17 protein-coding genes are annotated in these 18,347 nt (G+C 70.9%); 10 read left to right on the top strand and 7 right to left on the bottom strand.

The window, feature by feature from the left end; genetic code table 11:
• The first annotated feature begins 48 nt into the window (after positions 1-48).
• The gene (locus tag RV986_RS18165) at positions 49-654 is read left to right on the top strand and encodes a MarC family protein (RefSeq protein ID WP_475918406.1); all 606 of its coding nucleotides are present in this window, start codon (positions 49-51) and stop codon (positions 652-654) included.
• A 97-nt stretch (positions 655-751) separates the two neighbouring features.
• On the opposite strand, the gene RV986_RS18160 is transcribed toward RV986_RS18165, so the two are convergent.
• On the bottom strand, positions 752-904 hold the full coding sequence (locus tag RV986_RS18160) for a hypothetical protein (protein ID WP_475918405.1): 153 nt from the start codon (positions 902-904) through the stop codon (positions 752-754).
• A 226-nt stretch (positions 905-1,130) separates the two neighbouring features.
• On the opposite strand from RV986_RS18160, the gene RV986_RS18155 reads away from it, so the two are divergent.
• Positions 1,131-2,027, top strand: coding sequence for an NYN domain-containing protein (locus RV986_RS18155; RefSeq protein ID WP_475918404.1), 897 nt, complete (start codon positions 1,131-1,133; stop codon positions 2,025-2,027).
• A gap of 90 nt (positions 2,028-2,117) precedes the next feature.
• Here RV986_RS18155 and RV986_RS18150 read toward each other — a convergent pair whose 3' ends face one another.
• Both RV986_RS18150 and RV986_RS18145 read right to left on the bottom strand, forming a co-directional pair.
• Positions 2,118-3,023 carry an alpha/beta fold hydrolase gene (locus RV986_RS18150; RefSeq protein ID WP_475918403.1) on the bottom strand — a complete coding sequence of 302 codons (906 nt, stop codon included), beginning with the start codon at positions 3,021-3,023 and terminating at the stop codon, positions 2,118-2,120.
• A 527-nt stretch (positions 3,024-3,550) separates the two neighbouring features.
• On the bottom strand, positions 3,551-5,935 hold the full coding sequence (locus tag RV986_RS18145) for a DEAD/DEAH box helicase (protein ID WP_475918402.1): 2,385 nt from the start codon (positions 5,933-5,935) through the stop codon (positions 3,551-3,553).
• Positions 5,936-6,407: 472 nt separating this feature from the next.
• Here RV986_RS18145 and RV986_RS18140 point away from each other — a divergent pair, with 472 nt between their 5' ends.
• On the top strand, positions 6,408-7,169 hold the full coding sequence (locus RV986_RS18140; protein WP_475918401.1) for a ferritin-like fold-containing protein: 762 nt from the start codon (positions 6,408-6,410) through the stop codon (positions 7,167-7,169).
• Between the two features lie 178 nt (positions 7,170-7,347).
• Here the strand turns inward: RV986_RS18140 and RV986_RS18135 are convergent, their stop codons facing one another.
• From RV986_RS18135 to RV986_RS18120, 4 genes are all read right to left on the bottom strand, one after another.
• Positions 7,348-7,617 carry a hypothetical protein gene (locus RV986_RS18135; protein WP_475918400.1) on the bottom strand — a complete coding sequence of 90 codons (270 nt, stop codon included), beginning with the start codon at positions 7,615-7,617 and terminating at the stop codon, positions 7,348-7,350.
• 213 nt (positions 7,618-7,830) lie between these two features.
• Positions 7,831-8,058 (bottom strand): DUF3107 domain-containing protein, encoded by a 228-nt coding sequence (locus RV986_RS18130; protein ID WP_028801993.1) that lies wholly within the window; start codon positions 8,056-8,058, stop codon positions 7,831-7,833.
• 145 nt (positions 8,059-8,203) lie between these two features.
• Complete coding sequence (locus tag RV986_RS18125; RefSeq protein WP_148010337.1) at positions 8,204-8,845, bottom strand: TetR/AcrR family transcriptional regulator; 642 nt, start codon at positions 8,843-8,845, stop codon at positions 8,204-8,206.
• 223 nt (positions 8,846-9,068) lie between these two features.
• Positions 9,069-9,287, bottom strand: coding sequence for a hypothetical protein (locus RV986_RS18120; protein ID WP_475918399.1), 219 nt, complete (start codon positions 9,285-9,287; stop codon positions 9,069-9,071).
• A 173-nt stretch (positions 9,288-9,460) separates the two neighbouring features.
• Between RV986_RS18120 and RV986_RS18115 the strand changes: the two genes are divergently transcribed.
• The 7 genes from RV986_RS18115 to RV986_RS18085 all read left to right on the top strand — a co-directional run bounded on the left by RV986_RS18115 (position 9,461) and on the right by RV986_RS18085 (position 18,159).
• A complete protein-coding gene (locus RV986_RS18115; protein WP_475918398.1) occupies positions 9,461-10,450 on the top strand; it encodes an alpha/beta fold hydrolase in 990 nt (329 codons plus the stop codon).
• 8 nt (positions 10,451-10,458) lie between these two features.
• Positions 10,459-12,186: a DUF3152 domain-containing protein gene (locus RV986_RS18110; protein WP_475918397.1), complete on the top strand. Its 1,728-nt coding sequence runs from the start codon at positions 10,459-10,461 to the stop codon at positions 12,184-12,186.
• Positions 12,187-12,253: 67 nt separating this feature from the next.
• On the top strand, positions 12,254-12,346 hold the full coding sequence (locus RV986_RS18105) for an Ms4533A family Cys-rich leader peptide (protein ID WP_475918396.1): 93 nt from the start codon (positions 12,254-12,256) through the stop codon (positions 12,344-12,346).
• Between the two features lie 180 nt (positions 12,347-12,526).
• Entirely contained in the window at positions 12,527-14,245 is a 1,719-nt protein-coding gene (locus RV986_RS18100) for an ABC transporter substrate-binding protein (RefSeq protein WP_475918395.1), read from the top strand.
• A gap of 4 nt (positions 14,246-14,249) precedes the next feature.
• Positions 14,250-15,245, top strand: coding sequence for an ABC transporter permease (locus RV986_RS18095; protein ID WP_475918394.1), 996 nt, complete (start codon positions 14,250-14,252; stop codon positions 15,243-15,245).
• A gap of 266 nt (positions 15,246-15,511) precedes the next feature.
• Positions 15,512-16,528 carry an ABC transporter permease gene (locus RV986_RS18090; RefSeq protein ID WP_475924320.1) on the top strand — a complete coding sequence of 339 codons (1,017 nt, stop codon included), beginning with the start codon at positions 15,512-15,514 and terminating at the stop codon, positions 16,526-16,528.
• Positions 16,525-18,159, top strand: coding sequence for a dipeptide ABC transporter ATP-binding protein (locus RV986_RS18085; RefSeq protein ID WP_475918393.1), 1,635 nt, complete (start codon positions 16,525-16,527; stop codon positions 18,157-18,159). The genes RV986_RS18090 and RV986_RS18085 overlap by 4 nt, the downstream gene beginning before the upstream one ends.
• Positions 18,160-18,347 lie beyond the last annotated feature (188 nt).

Here is an 18,347-nt window from a genome sequence, read left to right as displayed (position 1 = left end):
TGATCCCGCCGTGCCGCTTCCCCTACCTTCGCAAGGCCTCACTCACCCATGTTCGACGTCGCCGTCTTCGGTTCCCTCTTCCTCACCCTCTTCGTGATCATGGATCCCCCAGGGATCACCCCGATCTTCCTCGCGCTCACCGCGGGACGCCCCGCCAAGGTGCAGAAGCGCATGGCCTTCCAGGCCGTCTGCGTGGCCGGCGGAGTGATCACCGTCTTCGGTCTGCTCGGGCACCAGATCCTCGACTACCTGCATGTCTCCGTGCCCGCGCTGATGATCGCGGGAGGTCTGCTGCTCCTGCTGATCGCACTCGACCTGCTGACCGGCAAGACCGACGAGCCCAAGCAGACCAAGGACGTCAACGTCGCCCTCGTACCGCTCGGCATGCCGCTGCTCGCGGGCCCCGGCGCGATCGTGTCGGTGATCCTCGCGGTACAGAAGGCCGACACCGTCGCCACGCAGGTGTCCGTGTGGACCGCGATCCTCGCCATCCATGTCGTGCTGTGGCTGGTCATGCGGTACTCGTTGCTGATCATCCGTGTCATCAAGGACGGCGGCGTGGTGCTGGTGACCCGGCTCGCGGGCATGATGCTCTCGGCGATCGCGGTCCAGCAGATCATCAACGGGGTCACCCAGGCGATCCGGGCGAGCTGACCGTCTTCACGCATACGCAAAGCCCCGTACGGCGTCGGTGCCGTACGGGGCTTTGAAATCTTTAGGCGTCCGCCCAGTGTTGAAGTGCCCGGAACTGTTACGAAACGGGCGATTCGGTGGGGCGGATCCACAGCCGCTGCCCTATGGCCGCAGCTTGCTGAACAATCCGGTTGACGGAGGCGGCGTCCACGACAGTGCTGTCCACGGGCGTGCCGTCGACATCGTCGAGTCGCATGATTTCGAAGCGCATGGGCTTCTCCCTTCGTCTGGTCATCCTCCTGAGGAGAACTACTCGTACGTGGCCTGCGAGGCATCGGTGTCCCCGCTTCCGTTCGTATTCAACGGTGTGCTTGTTACAAACATTCCCTACGCTAAGGAAATTTTTCGAGAACCTAATTACCAGTGGGTAAGAAGTCGGAAGGAGACTGAACGGGACCGGTTGTGTTCGCAGCGTGACCGCCGGGACAATGGAGGTGATGAACGACGACCACGCGGCGCTCGGCGCCCGCATCGACCGCACGAACGAGCTGCTCCAGCGCATGCTCGCCGAGGTGGCGAAGACGCCCTCGACCCATGCGATCTTCGTCGACGCCGGATACCTGTACGCGGCCGCGGGGCGGCTCGTCGCCGGGACCGAGGACCGGCGTGCCTTCGACCTCGACGCCGAAGGCCTCATCGAGGCGCTCATCGACAGGGCCCGCACCATCTTCGCCGACAGCAGGCTGCTGCGCGTCTACTGGTACGACGGCGCGCGCCGCCGCATCCACACGGCGGAACAGCAGTCGATCGCCGAACTCCCGGACGTGAAGGTCCGGTTGGGCAACCTCAACGCCAACAACCAGCAAAAGGGCGTCGATTCCCTCATCCGCTCCGACCTGGAGTCCCTCGCCCGGCATCGCGCCATCAGCGACGCCGCGCTGCTCGGCGGCGACGAGGACCTGGTGTCGGCGGTCGAGGCGGCACAGGGGTACGGGGCTCGGGTCCACCTCTGGGGCATCGAGGCGCCCGAGGGCCGCAACCAGGCCGAGCCGCTGCTGTGGGAGGTCGACAGCCAGCGCACCTTCGACCTCGACTTCTTCAAGCCGTACGTGTCCCGGCGGACGTCCGCCACGTACGACGCGACGGCGGCGAGCCGGCCCACCCGTGAGGACGTACGGTTCGTGGGCGCCCAGATCGCCGCGAAGTGGCTGGCCGCGCGGGGGCGGGAGGCGCTGGTGGAGTTGCTGCCCGGGCATCCGTATCTGCCCGGTTCGGTCGACCAGGATCTGCTGGTCGAGGCCGAGGGGTTGCTGCAGTACTCCCTGCGGGGGCAGGCGGATCTGCGCCGCGCGCTCCGGGACGGCTTCTGGGAGCACTTGCAGGCGCAGTACTAGCCGCAACTAGCACAACTGGCCGCAATAGCCGCAATTAGCCGCAGTTAGTCACGACTGGTCACAGGGGCAGTGGGCCAGTGGGCCAGTGGGTCAGTGGTCTGTGTGATCCGTGTGATCTGCGTGGTCCGTGTGGTCCGTGTGGTCCCAGAACTTGGCGAGGGCGAGGGCCGTCTGCTCGGGTTGGTCCGTGTTCGGGGAGTGCTCGGCTCCGCTTACGACCGTGCGCCGGGCCTTGAGGCGTACGGCCATGTCGTCCAGGAGCGGCACCGGCCAGGTGTCGTCGTGTGCGCCGGAGAGCACGTGCTTCGGCAGCCGCAGGGAGGCCAGTTCGGCTACGCGGTCGGGCTCGACGCACAGTTGGCGGCCCGTCGCGATCAGCTGGGCGGGACGGGTGCCCAGCCAGCGGCGCCGCAGGTCGGCGCGGTCGTCCAGCCCCGCGTCGAGACCGCCGGTTTCGGTCTCCTCCGGCGGTTCCATCGCCTGGATCGCGTCCCACACCTGGGCCATGTCCATCACGGCGAGCGCGTCCCTGAGCAGTTTCACGCGCTGCTGCTGGGAGACGGAGATCTGGGCGGGGCCCGAGGAGATGAGGGTGAGCGAGACGAAGGGGGCCGGGTCGAGGAGGACGGCGGCGCGGGCGATCTGGCCGCCGAGGGAGTGCCCGACGAGGTGCACGGGGGTGCCGACGGCGGCCGCCTGCGTGAGTACGTCCCGCGCCAACTCGTCCTGTGCGTAAGCCGTTTCGTCGTGCTCGGGCCCGTCGCTCTGGTACTGGCCGCGGCCGTCGACGGCGACGGTACGGTAGCCGCGCGCCGCCAACGGCTCGTGCAGCGCGATGAAGTCTTCCTTGCTCCCGGTGAAGCCCGGCAGCAGCAGTGCGGTTCCCTTCGGCCGACCTTGCGGCGCGGCGTCGAGGACGGCGAACTGGCCGCGGGCGGTGGGGAGACGGTGGGCACGGACGCCGGGGGGCGGGGTGAAGGAGGGGGGCCTGCTCATGAGCCGAGGCTATCGGGCCGGGGTGGGGGGTGCGCTGCGGGTGGGGGTAACCGGGAGTGGGTGGGTGCGGGTCGGTGGGGGTTGCTCGCGCCGTTCCCCGCGCCCCCAAGGTCGGGGCTGCGCCCCGAAACCCCCGCCGACCCGGGATTGTTTGACCGCGGGTCGGCGGGGGTTGCTCGCGCCGTTCCTCGCGCCCCTGAGGTCGGGGCTGCGCCCCGAAACCCCCGCCCGCCGCAGTCTCTTTGACCGCGGACCGGTGGGGGCTGGTCGCGCAGTTCCCCGCGCCCCCAGAGCGGGGCTGCGCCTCGAATCCCCGTTCGTCCGGCGTTCGGGGTGCGCACCCCACCCACCCCCGGCCTGCGGTCCTTGAGCCCGTCCGGCGTTTGAGGACAAGGCCGTTCAGGCCGATCTCGGGGGTCCGGGGGCGGAGCCCCCAGGTTGAGGATGGGACGGGTAGGGGCGGCGGGGGCGAGAATGCCGATGGCCCGGCCCCCACGCGATGTGGGGCCGGGCCATCGGGATGAGGATCAGCTCTCCGCGGGCTCCGCGGCAACCGCGGTCTTGCGGGTCCGGCGGCGAGGCTTGGCCTCCGCGGGCTCCTCGACGGCGACCGCCTGGGCGGGGATGGCCGCCTCGACGCTCACGGTCTCGACGGCGGCCTTGCGCGTGCGGCGGCGCGGCTTGGCCTCCGCGGCTTCGGCGGTGTCCACGGCGGCCTCGGCCGTGGCCGAAGCCGCGACCTTGGCCCGCGTACGACGCGGCTTCGACTCCGTGACCTCGGCGGCAGCCTCGGTCGTGGCCACCGCGGCCTTGCGCGCACGGCGCGGCTTGGCGACCGGAGCCTCCGCGACGCCCTCGGCCGTGTCGACCGCGACCTCCGCGGACTCCGCGACCTTGCGGGTCCGGCGGCGCGGCTTGGTCTCCGGGGCCTCGACGTTCGCGACGGCGGTCTGCGCCGGAATCTCGGCGTCGACGGTCGCCGCGGCGGCCTTGCGCGTGCGCCGTACGGGCTTGGTGGCCACCGCCTCGGCGGTGTCCACGGCGGCCTCGGCGGCGGCCTCGGTCGTGGCCACCGCGGCCTTACGGGTACGGCGCGGCCTGGTCGGGGCGGCCTCCGGCGCGGCCTCGACCGTGCCCTCAGGTGTGCCTTCGGCCGTGTCGACCGCGACCTCCGCGGACTCCGCGGCCTTGCGGGTGCGGCGGCGCGGCTTGGCCGGAGCCTCCGTGACGGCCTCGGCAACGGCCTCCGGGACGACGGTCTCGGCCTGGGGCTCGACCGGGGCGACCTCCGCCGTCTTGCGGGTCCGGCGGCGGCGCGGCTTCGCGTCCGTCTCCGTCGCGTCCGGCGCCGCCGTCGCCTCGGTGCCCTCGGCCGTCGCGACCGCGGCCTCCGCGGCCTCGGTCACCGGCGCAACCGGCGTCACCGACGGCTCGACGACCTCGGTGGCCGTGGCAGCCGCCACCGACTCCGACGAGTCCCCAGCACGCGTACGGCGCCTGCGGCGCGGGGTGCGCGGCTCGGTGTCCTCCACGGCGGCCGGCTCGGCCGGAGTCTGCGGAGCGGGAGTCGTCGCCGTCGTGGACGTCTCTTCCATGGGCGTGCCGTTGCGCGTCCGACGGCGGCGGCGCGGCGTGCGCGCCGGGCGCTCACGCTCGCGCTCGGCGACGGGCGCCGGCGCCGACGTACGGCCGCCGCGGCCGCGCGGGCCACCACGTCCGCCGGTCTCGCCGAGGTCTTCGACCGCCTCGGCCGAGAGCCCGGCGCGGGTGCGCTCGGAACGCGGCAGCACACCCTTGGTGCCGGCCGGGATGTTCAGCTCCTCGAAGAGGTGCGGGGAGGTGGAGTACGTCTCCGGCGGGTCGCTGAAGCCGAGGTCCAGCGCCTTGTTGATGAGCTGCCAGCGCGGGATGTCGTCCCAGTCGACGAGGGTGATCGCGATGCCCTTGGCGCCCGCGCGGCCCGTACGGCCGATGCGGTGCAGGTACGTCTTCTCGTCCTCGGGGGACTGGTAGTTGATGACGTGGGTGACGCCTTCGACGTCGATGCCGCGGGCGGCGACGTCGGTGCAGACGAGGACGTCGACCTTGCCGTTGCGGAAGGCGCGCAGCGCCTGCTCGCGGGCGCCCTGGCCGAGGTCGCCGTGGACCGCGCCGGAGGCGAAGCCACGCTGCTGGAGCTGGTCGGCGAGGTCCGCCGCCGTGCGCTTCGTGCGGCAGAAGACCATGGCCAGGCCACGGCCCTCGGCCTGCAGTATGCGCGCGACCAGTTCCGGCTTGTCCATGTTGTGCGCGCGGTAGATGAACTGCGCGGTGTTCGCGACCGTCGCGCCCTCGTCGTCCGGCGAGGTGGCGCGGATGTGCGTGGGCTGCGACATGTAGCGGCGGGCCAGACCGATGACGGCGCCGGGCATCGTCGCCGAGAACAGCATGGTCTGACGGCGTGCCGGCAGCATGTTCATGATCTTCTCGACGTCGGGCAGGAAGCCCAGGTCGAGCATCTCGTCGGCCTCGTCGAGGACGAGCGCCTTGATGTGCTTGAGGTTGAGCTTCTTCTGCCCCGCGAGGTCCAACAGCCGGCCCGGGGTGCCGACGATGACGTCGACGCCCTTCTTGAGGGCCTCGACCTGCGGCTCGTACGCCCGGCCGCCGTAGATGGCGAGAACGCGTACGTTGCGGACCTTGCCCGCGGTCAGCAGGTCGTTGGTCACCTGGGTGCACAGCTCGCGGGTCGGGACGACGACGAGGGCCTGCGGGGCGTCGGTGAGCTGCTCGGGCTTGGCCCGGCCGGCCTCGACGTCCGCGGGGACGGTGACGCGCTCAAGGAGCGGGAGGCCGAAGCCCAGCGTCTTGCCGGTGCCGGTCTTGGCCTGACCGATGACGTCGGTGCCGGAGAGGGCAACGGGGAGCGTCATCTCCTGGATGGGGAAGGGGGTCAGGATGCCGACGGCTTCGAGTGCTTCGGCCGTCTCGGGAAGGATTCCGAGGTCTCGGAAAGTCGTAGTCAGGGTGCTGCCTCTTCTGTGTACGCGGTGCGAGGCGAGCGCGGGGGTCGTGTCTGGGGACCGTGCCGGGGACGTCGGCCGCTCTTGACGGGCGGGCCGAGTGGCATGGGACCACTGCCGACGCTCGAGCTCTCGTACCGCTGAGGGTCCCTCCGGACGTCGTACGCAATGTGCCGTACGGACGAGGAGGGCTGTCGGGTCGGAGCCGATCGGGCCACCGACCGGGCATCCTCATTCGTGCGGCCCGTCGAATACTCGCCGGGCGCATTACCACCATACCCCGGAATCGCGCATATGCGATGGCCGATTTGGTCACGTAGTCGTCGTCACACGTATTGACCAGGGACTTCCCTGTTGCGGTGAGCGGGCTATTGTGCGCTTCATGACGACGCCTGACAACGCCGCTGACACGTCCGCCGAGGCCACCGACGACACTACCCCCGCGGCCACCGGGATCGCCGCGCAGAACTGGGACACGGCCGCCGCCGACCCCCAGTACCGCGCCGCGGTCGTGGACCTGCTCGGAGCGCTCGCGTACGGCGAGTTGGCGGCCTTCGAGCGGCTCGCCGAGGACGCCAAGCTGGCGCCCACCCTCAGCGACAAGGCGGAGCTGGCGAAGATGGCGTCGGCCGAGTTCCACCACTTCGAGCGGCTGCGCGACCGGCTCGCGGCGGTCGGTGCGGAGCCGACCCAGGCGATGGAGCCGTTCGTCGCCGCGCTCGACGGCTTCCACCGCCAGACGGCTCCCTCGGACTGGCTGGAGGGCCTGGTCAAGGCGTTCGTCGGCGACTCGATCGCCAGTGACTTCTACCGGGAGGTCGCGGCGCGCCTCGACTCCGACACGCGCGGGCTCGTACTCGGGGTCCTGGACGACACCGGGCACGCCAGCTTCGCCGTCGAGAAGGTGCGAGCCGCCATCGACGCCGACCCGCGGGTGGGCGGTCGGCTCGCGCTCTGGGCGCGGCGGCTGATGGGTGAGGCGCTGTCCCAGTCGCAGCGGGTGGTCGCGGATCGTGACGCGCTGTCGACGATGCTCGTGGGCGGTGTCGCGGACGGCTTCGACCTCGCGGAGGTCGGCCGGATGTTCTCGCGGATCACCGAGGCGCACACGAAGCGGATGGCGGCGCTGGGCCTGGCGGCGTAGACCCGGTCTTCTGGGTCCCGGCCCCTGGGGTCTCGGCCTCGGCCTCGGCCTCGGCCTAGACCCGGTTCCTGGGGGCCCGGTGGCCCTCAGGAGCCTTGCGGCCCCGGTGGGCCCGGGTCAGGAGCCTTGCGGCCCCGGTGGGCCCGGGTCCTGTGGGTTTCGCCGTCGCCCGGTTCGGTCACGCCGTCGCCGAGCGGCGGCGAAATCTTTCCGCGGGGCGCAGCAGGAGCGACAGCAGTGCCGCGGAGACGATCACGGAGCCGGCGAGGATGACCACGTAGTGCCCGGAGCCCAGCGCCGTGTGGGTCAGGAAGGCCCCGAACAGGGCTCCGGCGACGCCGGTCGACACCACCAGGTTGCGGGACGGCAGACGGTGCGGCAGGCGGTAGGCCGCCCCCCACGCCAGGGCGAAACCGAGCATCGCCGCGCCGAGCACTTCCAAGAACATGGTGGGGGTCCCTCCCGCACGGCCGGTGCAAATCGGTCGTAGCCGGTCCTACCCCTGACGTGCGGAACGCAACCCTCCTCTGTGGATGTTCTGTGCTCCATCCGTGGTCGCGGCCACACGTATGCGAAGGGGCCCGGTGACACTGTCACCGGGCCCCTTCGCTGTCGCTCGCCCGAACCGGGGCGCGACCACGGCGCAACTGCGGCGCGTGAACTACAGCGCGCTGAATCCCACCTTGCGCTGCGTGGGCTCGCCGAGCTCCACGTACGCGAGGCGGTCGGCCGGAACCAGGACCTTGCGGCCGTGGTCGTCCACGAGGCTCAGCAGCTGCGACTTGCCGGCCAGCGCCTCGGACACCGCGCGCTCGACCTCTTCCGGGGTCTGACCGCTCTCCAGAACGATCTCGCGGGGCGCGTGCTGCACGCCGATCTTGACCTCCACGGCTATGTCCCTCCGACGGTCAGTGATGTGCGCGTGTTTCCGCGCCGTACGCTGCACACATTAGCCCGGTGAGGGGACGTGCACGCTCCGCCCGAGAACGCCAAGAGCGAACAGTGGGTGGGAACAAAGCGGCGGTCGGCGGCGGTCAGTGGTGATCGGTGCCGTGCAGCGGGAAGCCCGCGATGCCCCGCCAGGCCAGCGAGGTCAGCAGCTGGACCGCCTGGTCGCGCGGCACGCTGCGGTCGCTGTGCAGCCAGGAGCGGGCCACCACCTGGGCCAGACCGCCCAGCCCCGAGGCGAGGAGCATCGACTCGGCGCGCGAGAGACCGGTGTCCTCCGCGATGACGTCGCAGATCGCCTCGGCGCACTCGTGCGTGACCTTGTCGACGCGCTCACGGACCGCCGGCTCGTTCGTCAGGTCCGACTCGAAGACCAGCCGGAAGGCGCCGCCGTCGTCCTCGACGTACGCGAAGTAGGCGTCCATCGTGGCGCGGACGCGCAGTGAGTTGTCCGTGGTGGAGGCGAGTGCCGTCCGTACGGCCTGCAGCAGTGACTCGCAGTGCTGGTCCAGGAGGGCGAGATACAGATCGAGCTTGCCCGGGAAGTGCTGGTAGAGAACCGGCTTGCTGACGCCCGCGCGCTCGGCGATGTCGTCCATGGCGGCCGAGTGATACCCCTGCGCAACGAATACTTCCTGGGCGGCGCCGAGGAGCTGGTTGCGTCGGGCACGGCGCGGCAGGCGAGTGCCCCGCGGGCGTGCCGCCTCTGTCTGCTCGATGGCTGTCACGCCGCCTCCCAAAATTGTCCACGTGCGGTGTGCGCCGCGCCGTCATCGTACTTTTCGGTAACCCTGCTGTGCGCGGTGCGAGCGCAGAATTTCACGGACCGGACGCGGGCGATAGTGGCGCAGAGGGTGCGGAACGGGGTGAGGGGGACGCCATGCCGCCTCGGCCGGCCGGATCGCGACCGCCTCGGTCAGTGGCGTTCCGGTGATCGCGTCGCCCGGGGCGTCACCTGTAGTCGTCCTCGTTGAGCCGGACGACCCTGGCCTGCTCGGCGAGATCCGCCTCGTCGGCGTTGAGGGGGTCGCCGGGGGGTTCCGGGTCGATGTCGTCCACCGGGTCCAGTTCGCTGAGCTGCTCGGCGAGGTCCGCCTCCGGGGCCTCAGGGTCAAGGATCTCCCGGAACCGGTCGTCGAAGGTCTCGGGGTCTGTCGGGTCGACTGTCATGATTCCTCTTCCCGAGCGGTGCGAGTGCGCTCCTGATGTACGGCTCCTGATGTACGTACGAGTGCCCTCGTCTGAAGCCTAGGAGACACTCGATCGGGGCGCTATGTAATCCAGGTGCCATCTGTGATGGCGAACACATGAGCCACTGCGTGATGGTCTCGTAACATTGCCGCATGTCTTCGACCGAGCTGCCCGCCGCGCTGGCCACCACCGTCACGCCGAGGGTCGGGACCGTCCGGGTCGCCGCGGGGGAGCGGCTGCGATCGGTCGGTCTGCCCGGGATCACGCTGACCGTGCGTTCGAGACCGCCGGTGACCGAAGGACTGCCGCCCGCCTTGTACGTCCATGGCCTGGGCGGTTCTTCACAGGACTGGTCGGCGCTGATGCCGCTGCTCGACCAGATCGTGGACAGCGAGGCCCTCGATCTGCCGGGCTTCGGAGACTCGCCGCCGCCGGACGACGGGAACTACTCCGTCACCGGGCATGCGCGCGCGGTCATCCGCTATCTCGACGCGGCCGAGCGCGGGCCCGTACATCTCTTCGGGAACTCGCTCGGCGGGGCCGTCTCGACACGCGTCGCGGCCGTACGCCCCGATCTGGTCCGTACGCTCACGCTGATCTCGCCCGCGCTGCCGGAGATCCGGGCGCAGCGCACCGCGTGGCCGACCGCGCTGCTCTCGGTGCCCGGCGTGGCACGGCTGTTCACCAGGCTCACCAAGGACTGGAGCGCCGAGCAGCGCGTCCGCGGAGTCACGGCGCTCTGTTACGGCGATCCCGGCATGGTGACGCCCGAGGGGTTTCGCGCGGCGGTCGAGGAGATGGAGCGGCGGCTCGCCCTGCCCTACTTCTGGGACGCCATGTCGCGCTCGTCGCGCGGCCTGGTGAACGCGTACACGCTCGGTGGCCAGCACGGGCTGTGGCGCCAGGCCGAGCGGGTGCTCGCGCCGACGCTCCTGGTCTACGGCGGCCGCGACCAGCTCGTCGCCTACCGGATGGCCCAGCGCGCGGCGCGTGCCTTCCGTGACTCCCGGCTGCTGTCCCTGCCGGAGGCGGGGCACGTCGCGATGATGGAGTACCCGGAGACGGTGGCCGCGGCGTTCCGTGAACTCCTGGCGGACACGGCCGGATCGACCTCCCCGGCCACCACCGGCGCGAGGGGCTGAGGCGGGGCGTGGGACGTCACAGTCGCCGGGGACGGGCCGGCAAGGGCGACACGGGGGAGCTGCCGAAGGTTCCGGCACCCGGCGCGGAGCCGCGTCCGGCTTCGGGTCCGGCTTCGGCTTCGGGCGCCGCTTCGGTGCCGGGTACGGGCCCGGGCACCGCTCCCGAGCCAGGTCCGGGTTTGCCGCAGGGAGCCGTCCGGGGTGCTCTGGGCCCACTGCCTCCGCGGCTCCGCCGGCCCGCCACCGGCGGGACCCCGTCCCTCGGGGTGCCGAGGGCGCCGGACGGGACTCCGGCGCACGGTTTCCCGCGTTTCCAGGACGGCACTCCGGCGCAGGGTGTCCCTCGCTATCCGGACGGCACTCCGGCGCGGGGTGTCCCCCGTTATCCGGACGGGACCCCGGCCCATGGCGTGCCCCGGCTGCCCGACGGCACCCCGGCGCACGGCATCCCGCGCATGGCCGACGGCACGCCCGTCCGAGGTGTGCCCCGGCTGCCCGACGGCATCCCGGCCCGCGGTGTCCCCCGAGTGCGTGGCGAGCACCCCGAGCAGCGTGAATCAGGCGGTGGCTGGGGCGAGTTCGAGGGCGGCCCGCGGCCGATGGGGGACGCGTACAACGGGCCCCGAGCGATGCCGCGTGGCGGCCCCCAGGGCGCGCCCGCCGGGGCTCCGGGCCCCCGCATCCCCAGGCAGCGTCAGGAGCCCGGAGCCGGGTTCGGTACCGGGCCCCGGCAGGCCTACGTCGACGCCTTCGACGAGGGCGAGGACGGCAACCCGGAGGACGCGGACGGGAACCTGTTCGTGCGCCGGCCCCGCGCGGCCCACCGTAACGACCCCTACGCCCCCGTCACCGACCGGTCCCCGGCGGACGTCGACGGCCCGCTGTCGCAGGCGGAGGACGCGGAGGACGCGGGCAAGGAGAAGAGCGGCAAGGGGCGGGCGTTCACCGGGATCGCCGCGGCCGCCGTCACCACCGTGCTCGCCGTCGTGGTGGCCGGGCAGGTGGCCACCGGCCGCCACGACGCCACCGCGCAGACGCAGTCCCGGTCCACCGCGGGTGGCGGACTGGACGCACTCGGCTCCGCCGCGCCCGGCGGCTCCGGGGCGACCCCGTCCGTGACACCGAGCGCGAAGACCCTCACGTACGACCAGAAGATGGGCGAGAAGTACGCGCTCGGCCCGAAACTGAAGGGCTCGGGGAAGTTCGACGCCGTCACCGGGTTCGCCAAGGCGCCGGGCAAGGGGCAGAAGTACACCTACCGGGTGGACGTGGAGCAGGGACTCGGTCTCGATGCCGGGCTCTTCGCGCAGGCCGTGCAGAAGACGCTGAACGACAAGCGGAGCTGGGCGCACAACGGCGCCCGCACCTTCGAGCGGATCTACTCCGGCAAGCCCGACTTCGTGATCACGCTGGCCAGCCCCGGCACCACCGCCGAATGGTGTGCCAAGTCCGGGCTGGACACGACCGAGGACAATGTGTCGTGCGACTCGGCCGCCACCGAGCGCGTCATGATCAACGCGTACCGCTGGGCCCAGGGCTCCCGGACCTATGGTGACGCGATTCACCCCTACCGGCAGATGCTCATCAACCACGAGGTCGGCCACCGCCTCGGATACGGCCATGTGACCTGCGACAAGGACGGCGAGCTCGCCCCCGTCATGCAGCAGCAGACCAAGTTCCTCGACCACGACGGGATCCACTGTCTGGCCAACCCGTGGCCCTATCCGGCCAGTTGACGGAGGGTTGACCGGAGTCACTTGGGTCACGTTGACATGCACCGAAAGTTCGTTCATATTTTTGGGCATGTCGTCCAGCCATGCCCTCCGTCGCGCCGCCATCGAGCTGGCGCTGATCGGTGTGACCGCACTCTGCGTGGCCGACATCGACTGTTGCTGACGCCCGCCTCCGGCGTGTGCGTCGCGATCCCACTTTCCCCGTCTTTCTCCGTGACCTGACTTCGACTCTGTCGGTCCGGGGTTTTTCGACGACCTGACGACCCGGCGCCGGGGCAGACGTCTGTTCACTTTCGTCTCACACCTCGTCAATCTGTCTCATCATTCGAGAGGTCGTCTTCCGATGCGTCAACCGTCCGTGAACAGAGCCCGTGTGGCGACCGTTTCGCTTGCCCTGGTCGTGGCAGCGGGCGCCGCCGCCTGCGGGCCCAAGGACAACGATGCCAAGGGCGCCGGTGGCGACTCCAAGCCGCGGAAGGGAGGCACGCTGACGGTCCTCAACGCCAACCCGCAGGAGGACTTCGACCCGGCGCGCCTCTACACCTCCGGCGGCGGCAACGTCCCCTCCCTCGTCTTCCGTACGCTGACCACGCGCAACCGCGAGAGCGGCGCCGCCGGCGCCAAGGTCGTCCCCGACCTCGCCACCGACACCGGCCGCCCGAACGCGAACGCGACCGTATGGACGTACACCCTGAAGAAGGGCCTCAAGTACGAGGACGGCACGCCGATCACCTCCGCCGACATCAAGTACGGCATCGAGCGTTCCTTCGCGGCCGAACTCTCCGGCGGCGCGCCCTACCTGCGCGACTGGCTGATCGGCGGGGCCGACTACCAGGGGCCGTACAAGGACAAGAAGGGCCTCGCCTCGATCGAGACCCCCGACGACCTGACCATCGTCTTCCACCTGAACAAGCCCGAGGGCGAGTTCCCCTACCTCGCCACGCAGACCCAGTTCACGCCGGTCCCGCAGGCCAAGGACAACGGCACGAAGTACGAGGAGCACCCGATCTCCTCCGGCCCCTACAAGGTCGTCAAGAACGAGAACGACGGCGAACGGCTCACCCTGGAGCGCAACACGTACTGGTCCGCGGCGACCGACGCCGAGCGCAAGGCCTACCCGGACAAGATCGACGTACGGTCGGGTCTGGACTCCTCCGTGATCAACCAGCGGCTGTCCGCGTCCCAGGGCGCGGACGCCGCCACCGTCACCACGGACACCAACCTCGGCCCGGCCGAACTCGCCAAGGTGACGAGTGACAAGGCGCTGGCCGCGCGCGTCGGCACCGGCCACTTCGGCTACACCAACTACATCGCCTTCAACCCGAAGGTGAAGCCGTTCGACGACCCGAAGGTGCGCCAGGCGATCTCCTACGCCGTCGACCGCACGTCGGTGATCAACGCGGCCGGTGGTTCGTCGCTCGCCGAGGCCGCGACCACCTATCTGCCGAACCAGAAGTCCTTCGGCTACACGCCCTACGACCACTTCCCGGCGGGCGCGTCCGGCAACCCGGCCAAGGCCAAGGAGCTGCTGAAGGAGGCCGGTCACCCGAACGGGATCACGCTCACGCTCACGCACTCCAACGACAAGGACTTCGAGACCAGCCCGGAGATCGCGACCGCCCTCCAGGACGCCCTGAAGAAGGCCGGAATCACGGTCAAGCTCCAGGGCCTGGAGATCAACGACTACAAGGACAAGATCCACAGCGTCAAGACCGAGCCGGGCTTCTTCCTCGCCCACTGGGGCGCCGACTGGCCCTCCGGCGGTCCCTTCCTGGCCCCGATCTTCGACGGCCGCCAGATCGTCAAGGACGGCGCCAACTTCAACACCGGCTTCCTCGACGACAAGTCCGTCAACGACGAGATCGACGCGATCAACAAGTTGACGAACCTTGACGAGGCCGCCAAGCGCTGGGGCGCACTGGACGCGAAGATCGGCGAGCAGGCCCTGACCGTGCCGCTGTTCCACCCCGTCTACAAGCGCCTGTACGGCAGCGCCGTCAAGAACATCGTGATCAGCGACTGGACCGGCGTGCTGGACATCTCCCAGGTCGCGGTGAAGTAGCGCCGTGAGCGAGGCAATCATCGCCTCTCAGGCCCCCGGGACGGACCCCGCGTCCGTCCCGGGGGCCTCGGGGGCCCGTCAGTTCTGGCGGCGGCTGCGCACGCAGCGCGCCGCCCTGGTCGCGGCGGCCGTCGTCGCGCTGCTCGTCCTGCTCGCGCTCGCCGCGCCGCTGCTCACGGCGATCGAGGGCCAGGACCCGACCACCTACCACCCGGCCCTGATCGACTCGGCGCGCGGCGGCGTGCCCGTCGGCTCGTTCGGCGGCGTCAGCGGCGACCACTGGCTCGGCGTCGAACCGCAGACCGGCCGCGATCTCTTCGCCCGGCTCGTGTACGGCGCCCGCGTCTCCCTCGGCGTCGCCTTCGCGGCCACCCTGGTGCAGGTCTTCATAGGCGTCGTGGTCGGCGTCGCGGCAGGCCTGGGCAATCAATGGGTTGATCAACTGTTGAGCCGGATCACCGACATCATCATCGCGATGCCGCTCATGATCATGTCCCTCGCGCTGCTCGCGATCGTGCCCAGCAGCTTCCCGCGGCCCGTCCTGGTCGCCCTCATCATCGGCCTGGTGGCCTGGGGCTCGACCGCGAAGATCGTGCGCGCACACACGCTGACGCTCAAGGAACTCGACCACGTGGCCGCCGCCCGGCTCAGCGGCTGGGGCTCCTGGCAGGTCGCCCGCCGCGAACTGCTGCCCGCGCTGGCCGCGCCCGTCATCACCTACGCGGCCCTGCTCGTCCCCATGAACATCACCGTCGAGGCGGCGCTCAGCTTCCTCGGGGTCGGCGTGAAGCCGCCGACCCCGTCCTGGGGGCAGATGCTCACCGCGGCCGACGTCTGGTACCAGGCGGCGCCCCAGTACCTGCTGCTGCCGGCGGGGTCGCTCTTCATCACCGTGCTGGCGCTGACCGTCCTCGGCGACGGCGTACGGACCGCTCTCGACCCGCGCGCGGCCTCACGACTGCGTATCGGCACGGGACGCAAGCGGGAGGCCAAGGCATGAGCGGCTCGGAGAAGTTGAGCGCAGCCGAGGGGTTGAGCGTCGATGAGGGGTTGAGTGTTGCCGAGGGGGCGGGTGCCTCGGAGGGGGCGAGCGTTGCCGAGGGGGCGAGTGGCTCGGAGGCGGCGAGCGTTGCCGAGGGGGCGAGTGGCTCGGAGGACTTGAGCGCCGCCGGCGGCTTGAGCGGCCTCAAGGGTGTGAGTGGCTTCAAGGGTGTGAGTGGCTTCAAGGGTGTGAGTGGCTTCAAGGGGGTGAACCGGCTCAAGGGAGTGAGCGGTTTCCTGGTGGGCAGCGGTTTCCCGGGTTTCGTCGCACGGCGTCTGATCGGAGCCGTCGTCACCCTGCTCGCGATCTCCGTGATCATCTACCTCGTCTTCTACGTCGCTCCCGGCGACGTCGCGCAGATCACCTGCGGCCCGCGCTGCTCGCCCGCCCAGGTGCACCAGGTCTCCGAGCAGCTGAAGCTCGGCGACCCGCTGTACCTGCGCTACTGGCACTTCCTGCAGGGCATCTTCCTCGGCCACGACTACTCGACGGGCACGTCCGTGGAGCACTGCGGAGCGCCGTGCCTCGGGCTGTCGTACCAGAGCGACCAGCAGGTCACCCAGCTGATCTGGGCGAAGCTGCCGGTCACCCTCTCGCTCGTGCTCGGCGCGATGGTGCTGTGGCTGATCCTCGGCGTCGGCACCGGAGTGCTGTCCGCGTGGCGGCGCGGCCGGATCACCGAGCGGGTGCTCACCGGCGTCACCCTCGCCGGCACCGCCACGCCCGTCTTCGTCATCGGGCTCGTCCTGATGATCGTCGTCTGCGGGCAGCTGCAGTGGCTGCCCTTCCCGCAGTACGTGCCCTTCACCGAGGACCCCGAGCAGTGGGCGTGGAACCTGCTGCTGCCCTGGCTCTCCCTCGCGCTGATCGAGGCCGCCAAGTACGCCCGGCTGACCCGGGCCTCGATGCTGGAGACGCTCGCCGAGGACCATGTGCGCACCTTCCGCGCGTACGGCGTGGGGGAGCGCTCGATCATCGGACGGCACGCCCTGCGGGGCGCCGTCGCGCCGATCATCGCGCTGAACGCCAACGACGTCGGATCGGCGATCGGCGGCGCCGTCCTCACCGAGTCGATGTTCGGACTGCCGGGCCTCGGGCGCGAACTCGTGCACGCGGTGCAGGTCGTCGACCTGCCGGTGGTCGTCGGCATGGTCCTGGTCACCGGTTTCTTCGTGGTCCTGGCCAACGCCGTCGCGGACGTGCTGTACGCGGTGGCCGACCGAAGGGTGGTGCTGTCATGAGTCGCGCGGAAACCGGCGACGCTCCGGTGGCGGTCGGGGACAAGCTGGTGGAAGTCAGCGACCTCTCGGTCGAGTTCGGCGACCTGCGTGCCGTCGACGGGCTCTCCTTCACCCTGGAGAAGGGCGCCGCGCTCGGCCTGGTCGGCGAGTCCGGCTCCGGCAAGTCCACCGTCGCGTCCGCGCTGCTCGCGCTGCACCGGGGCACGGGCGCGCGCGTCGGTGGTGCGGTGCGCGTGGCGGGCGTGGACGTACAGGCGGCCTCCGACGACGAACTGCGCCGACTGCGGGGCGGGAAGGCCGCGATGGTCTTCCAGGACCCCCTGTCGTCCCTCGACCCGTACTACGCCGTCGGCGACCAGATCGCCGAGGTGTACCGGGTCCATGCGAAGGCTTCCCGACGCGCCGCACGCGCGCGTGCCGTCGAGGTGCTCGACCGGGTCGGCATCCCGGACGCCGCGCGCCGGGCGCGCTCCCGTCCGCACGAGTTCAGCGGTGGCATGCGCCAGCGCGCCCTCATCGCCATGGCGCTCGCCTGCGCGCCGGACCTGCTGATCGCCGACGAGCCGACCACCGCTCTCGACGTGACCGTCCAGGCCCAGATCCTCGACCTCCTGCACACCTTGCGCGAGGAGACCGGGATGGGGCTGCTGCTGGTCACCCATGACGTGGGCGTCGCCGCCGAGAGCGTCGACGAGGTACTGGTCATGCGGCACGGGCGGGCGGTCGAGCACGGCCCGGTCGGCGCCGTCCTGGGGGCGCCCGCGCAGGCGTACACCCGCGAACTCCTCGGCGCGGTGCCCCGCGTGGACGCGCCGCGCACCGCCTCCGGGGCGACCGAGGAGGTGGTCCTGCGGGCGACCGGCCTGCGGCGCGAATTCGGGCGCGGGAAGCGGGCGTTCAGGGCCGTCGACGACGTGTCGCTGACGGTCCACCGGGGCGAGACCCTCGGGATCGTGGGCGAGAGCGGCAGCGGCAAGACCACCCTGGGGCGCATGCTCGTGGGGCTGCTGGAGCCGACGGCCGGGGAGGTCGAGCCCGGCGGAGGCGTGCGCCCGGACGTCCAGATGGTCTTCCAGGACCCCGTCTCCTCCCTCAACCCCCGGCGCAGCGTGGGCGAGTCGATCGCCGATCCACTGCGGGCGCGCGGGGAACCGGACGAGGGGCGCATCAGGGGGCGCGTACGGGAACTGCTGGAGCGCGTGGGGCTCGAAGCGGCGCACTACGACCGCTATCCGCACGAGTTCAGCGGCGGACAGCGCCAGCGCGTCGGCATCGCACGGGCGCTCGCCGCCGATCCGCGTGTCATCGTCTGCGACGAGCCGGTCTCCGCGCTCGACGTCACCACGCAGGCCCAGGTGGTGGCGCTCCTCGCCGAACTGCAGCGGGAACTCGGGCTCGCGTTGGTGTTCGTGGCACACGACCTCGCGGTCGTACGCCAGGTCAGCGACCGGGTCGCGGTGATGCGGCGCGGCCGGATCGTCGAGTACGGGCCCGCCGACGAGGTGTACGAGTCGCCGCGGGACCCCTACACCAAACAGCTGCTGGCCGCCGTACCGGCGCTGGATCCGGAGGTCGCGGCAGCACGGCGTACCGCCCGCAGGCGGCTGACGGCCGGCGTCGGAGCCGTGTGACGAAACGTGACTTCTTGATCCTGTAGCGCGACGAAACGCGACCTGCACGGGAAAGTTACGACCGTTCACCCCTTTTGGTGGCGTGATGGACAACCGTCCGTCGCGCCACCGCCATGTCCGCATACCTTCGTCCCGCTGCGAGCCGCCGGGTCAACGGCGGCTCCCCATAGGGAGATCGGGGGTGCACT

Source organism: Streptomyces sp. RLA012, assembly GCF_056270325.1.
This window is presented reverse-complemented; position numbering and strand designations above follow the sequence as displayed.

What these genes read in the sequence shown, in the direction of transcription:
- RV986_RS18155 (WP_475918404.1), top strand. Translation starts at nt 1,131, where the DNA reads ATGAACGACGACCACGCGGCGCTCGGCGCCCGCATCGACCGCACGAAC.
- RV986_RS18145 (WP_475918402.1), bottom strand. Translation starts at nt 5,935, where the DNA reads ATGACGCTCCCCGTTGCCCTCTCCGGCACCGACGTCATCGGTCAGGCC.
- RV986_RS18135 (WP_475918400.1), bottom strand. Translation starts at nt 7,617, where the DNA reads ATGTTCTTGGAAGTGCTCGGCGCGGCGATGCTCGGTTTCGCCCTGGCG.
- RV986_RS18100 (WP_475918395.1), top strand. Translation starts at nt 12,527, where the DNA reads ATGCGTCAACCGTCCGTGAACAGAGCCCGTGTGGCGACCGTTTCGCTT.
- RV986_RS18160 (WP_475918405.1), bottom strand. Translation starts at nt 904, where the DNA reads ATGCGCTTCGAAATCATGCGACTCGACGATGTCGACGGCACGCCCGTG.
- RV986_RS18140 (WP_475918401.1), top strand. Translation starts at nt 6,408, where the DNA reads ATGACGACGCCTGACAACGCCGCTGACACGTCCGCCGAGGCCACCGAC.
- RV986_RS18105 (WP_475918396.1), top strand. Translation starts at nt 12,254, where the DNA reads ATGTCGTCCAGCCATGCCCTCCGTCGCGCCGCCATCGAGCTGGCGCTG.
- RV986_RS18085 (WP_475918393.1), top strand. Translation starts at nt 16,525, where the DNA reads ATGAGTCGCGCGGAAACCGGCGACGCTCCGGTGGCGGTCGGGGACAAG.
- RV986_RS18150 (WP_475918403.1), bottom strand. Translation starts at nt 3,023, where the DNA reads ATGAGCAGGCCCCCCTCCTTCACCCCGCCCCCCGGCGTCCGTGCCCAC.
- RV986_RS18115 (WP_475918398.1), top strand. Translation starts at nt 9,461, where the DNA reads ATGTCTTCGACCGAGCTGCCCGCCGCGCTGGCCACCACCGTCACGCCG.
- RV986_RS18120 (WP_475918399.1), bottom strand. Translation starts at nt 9,287, where the DNA reads ATGACAGTCGACCCGACAGACCCCGAGACCTTCGACGACCGGTTCCGG.
- RV986_RS18165 (WP_475918406.1), top strand. Translation starts at nt 49, where the DNA reads ATGTTCGACGTCGCCGTCTTCGGTTCCCTCTTCCTCACCCTCTTCGTG.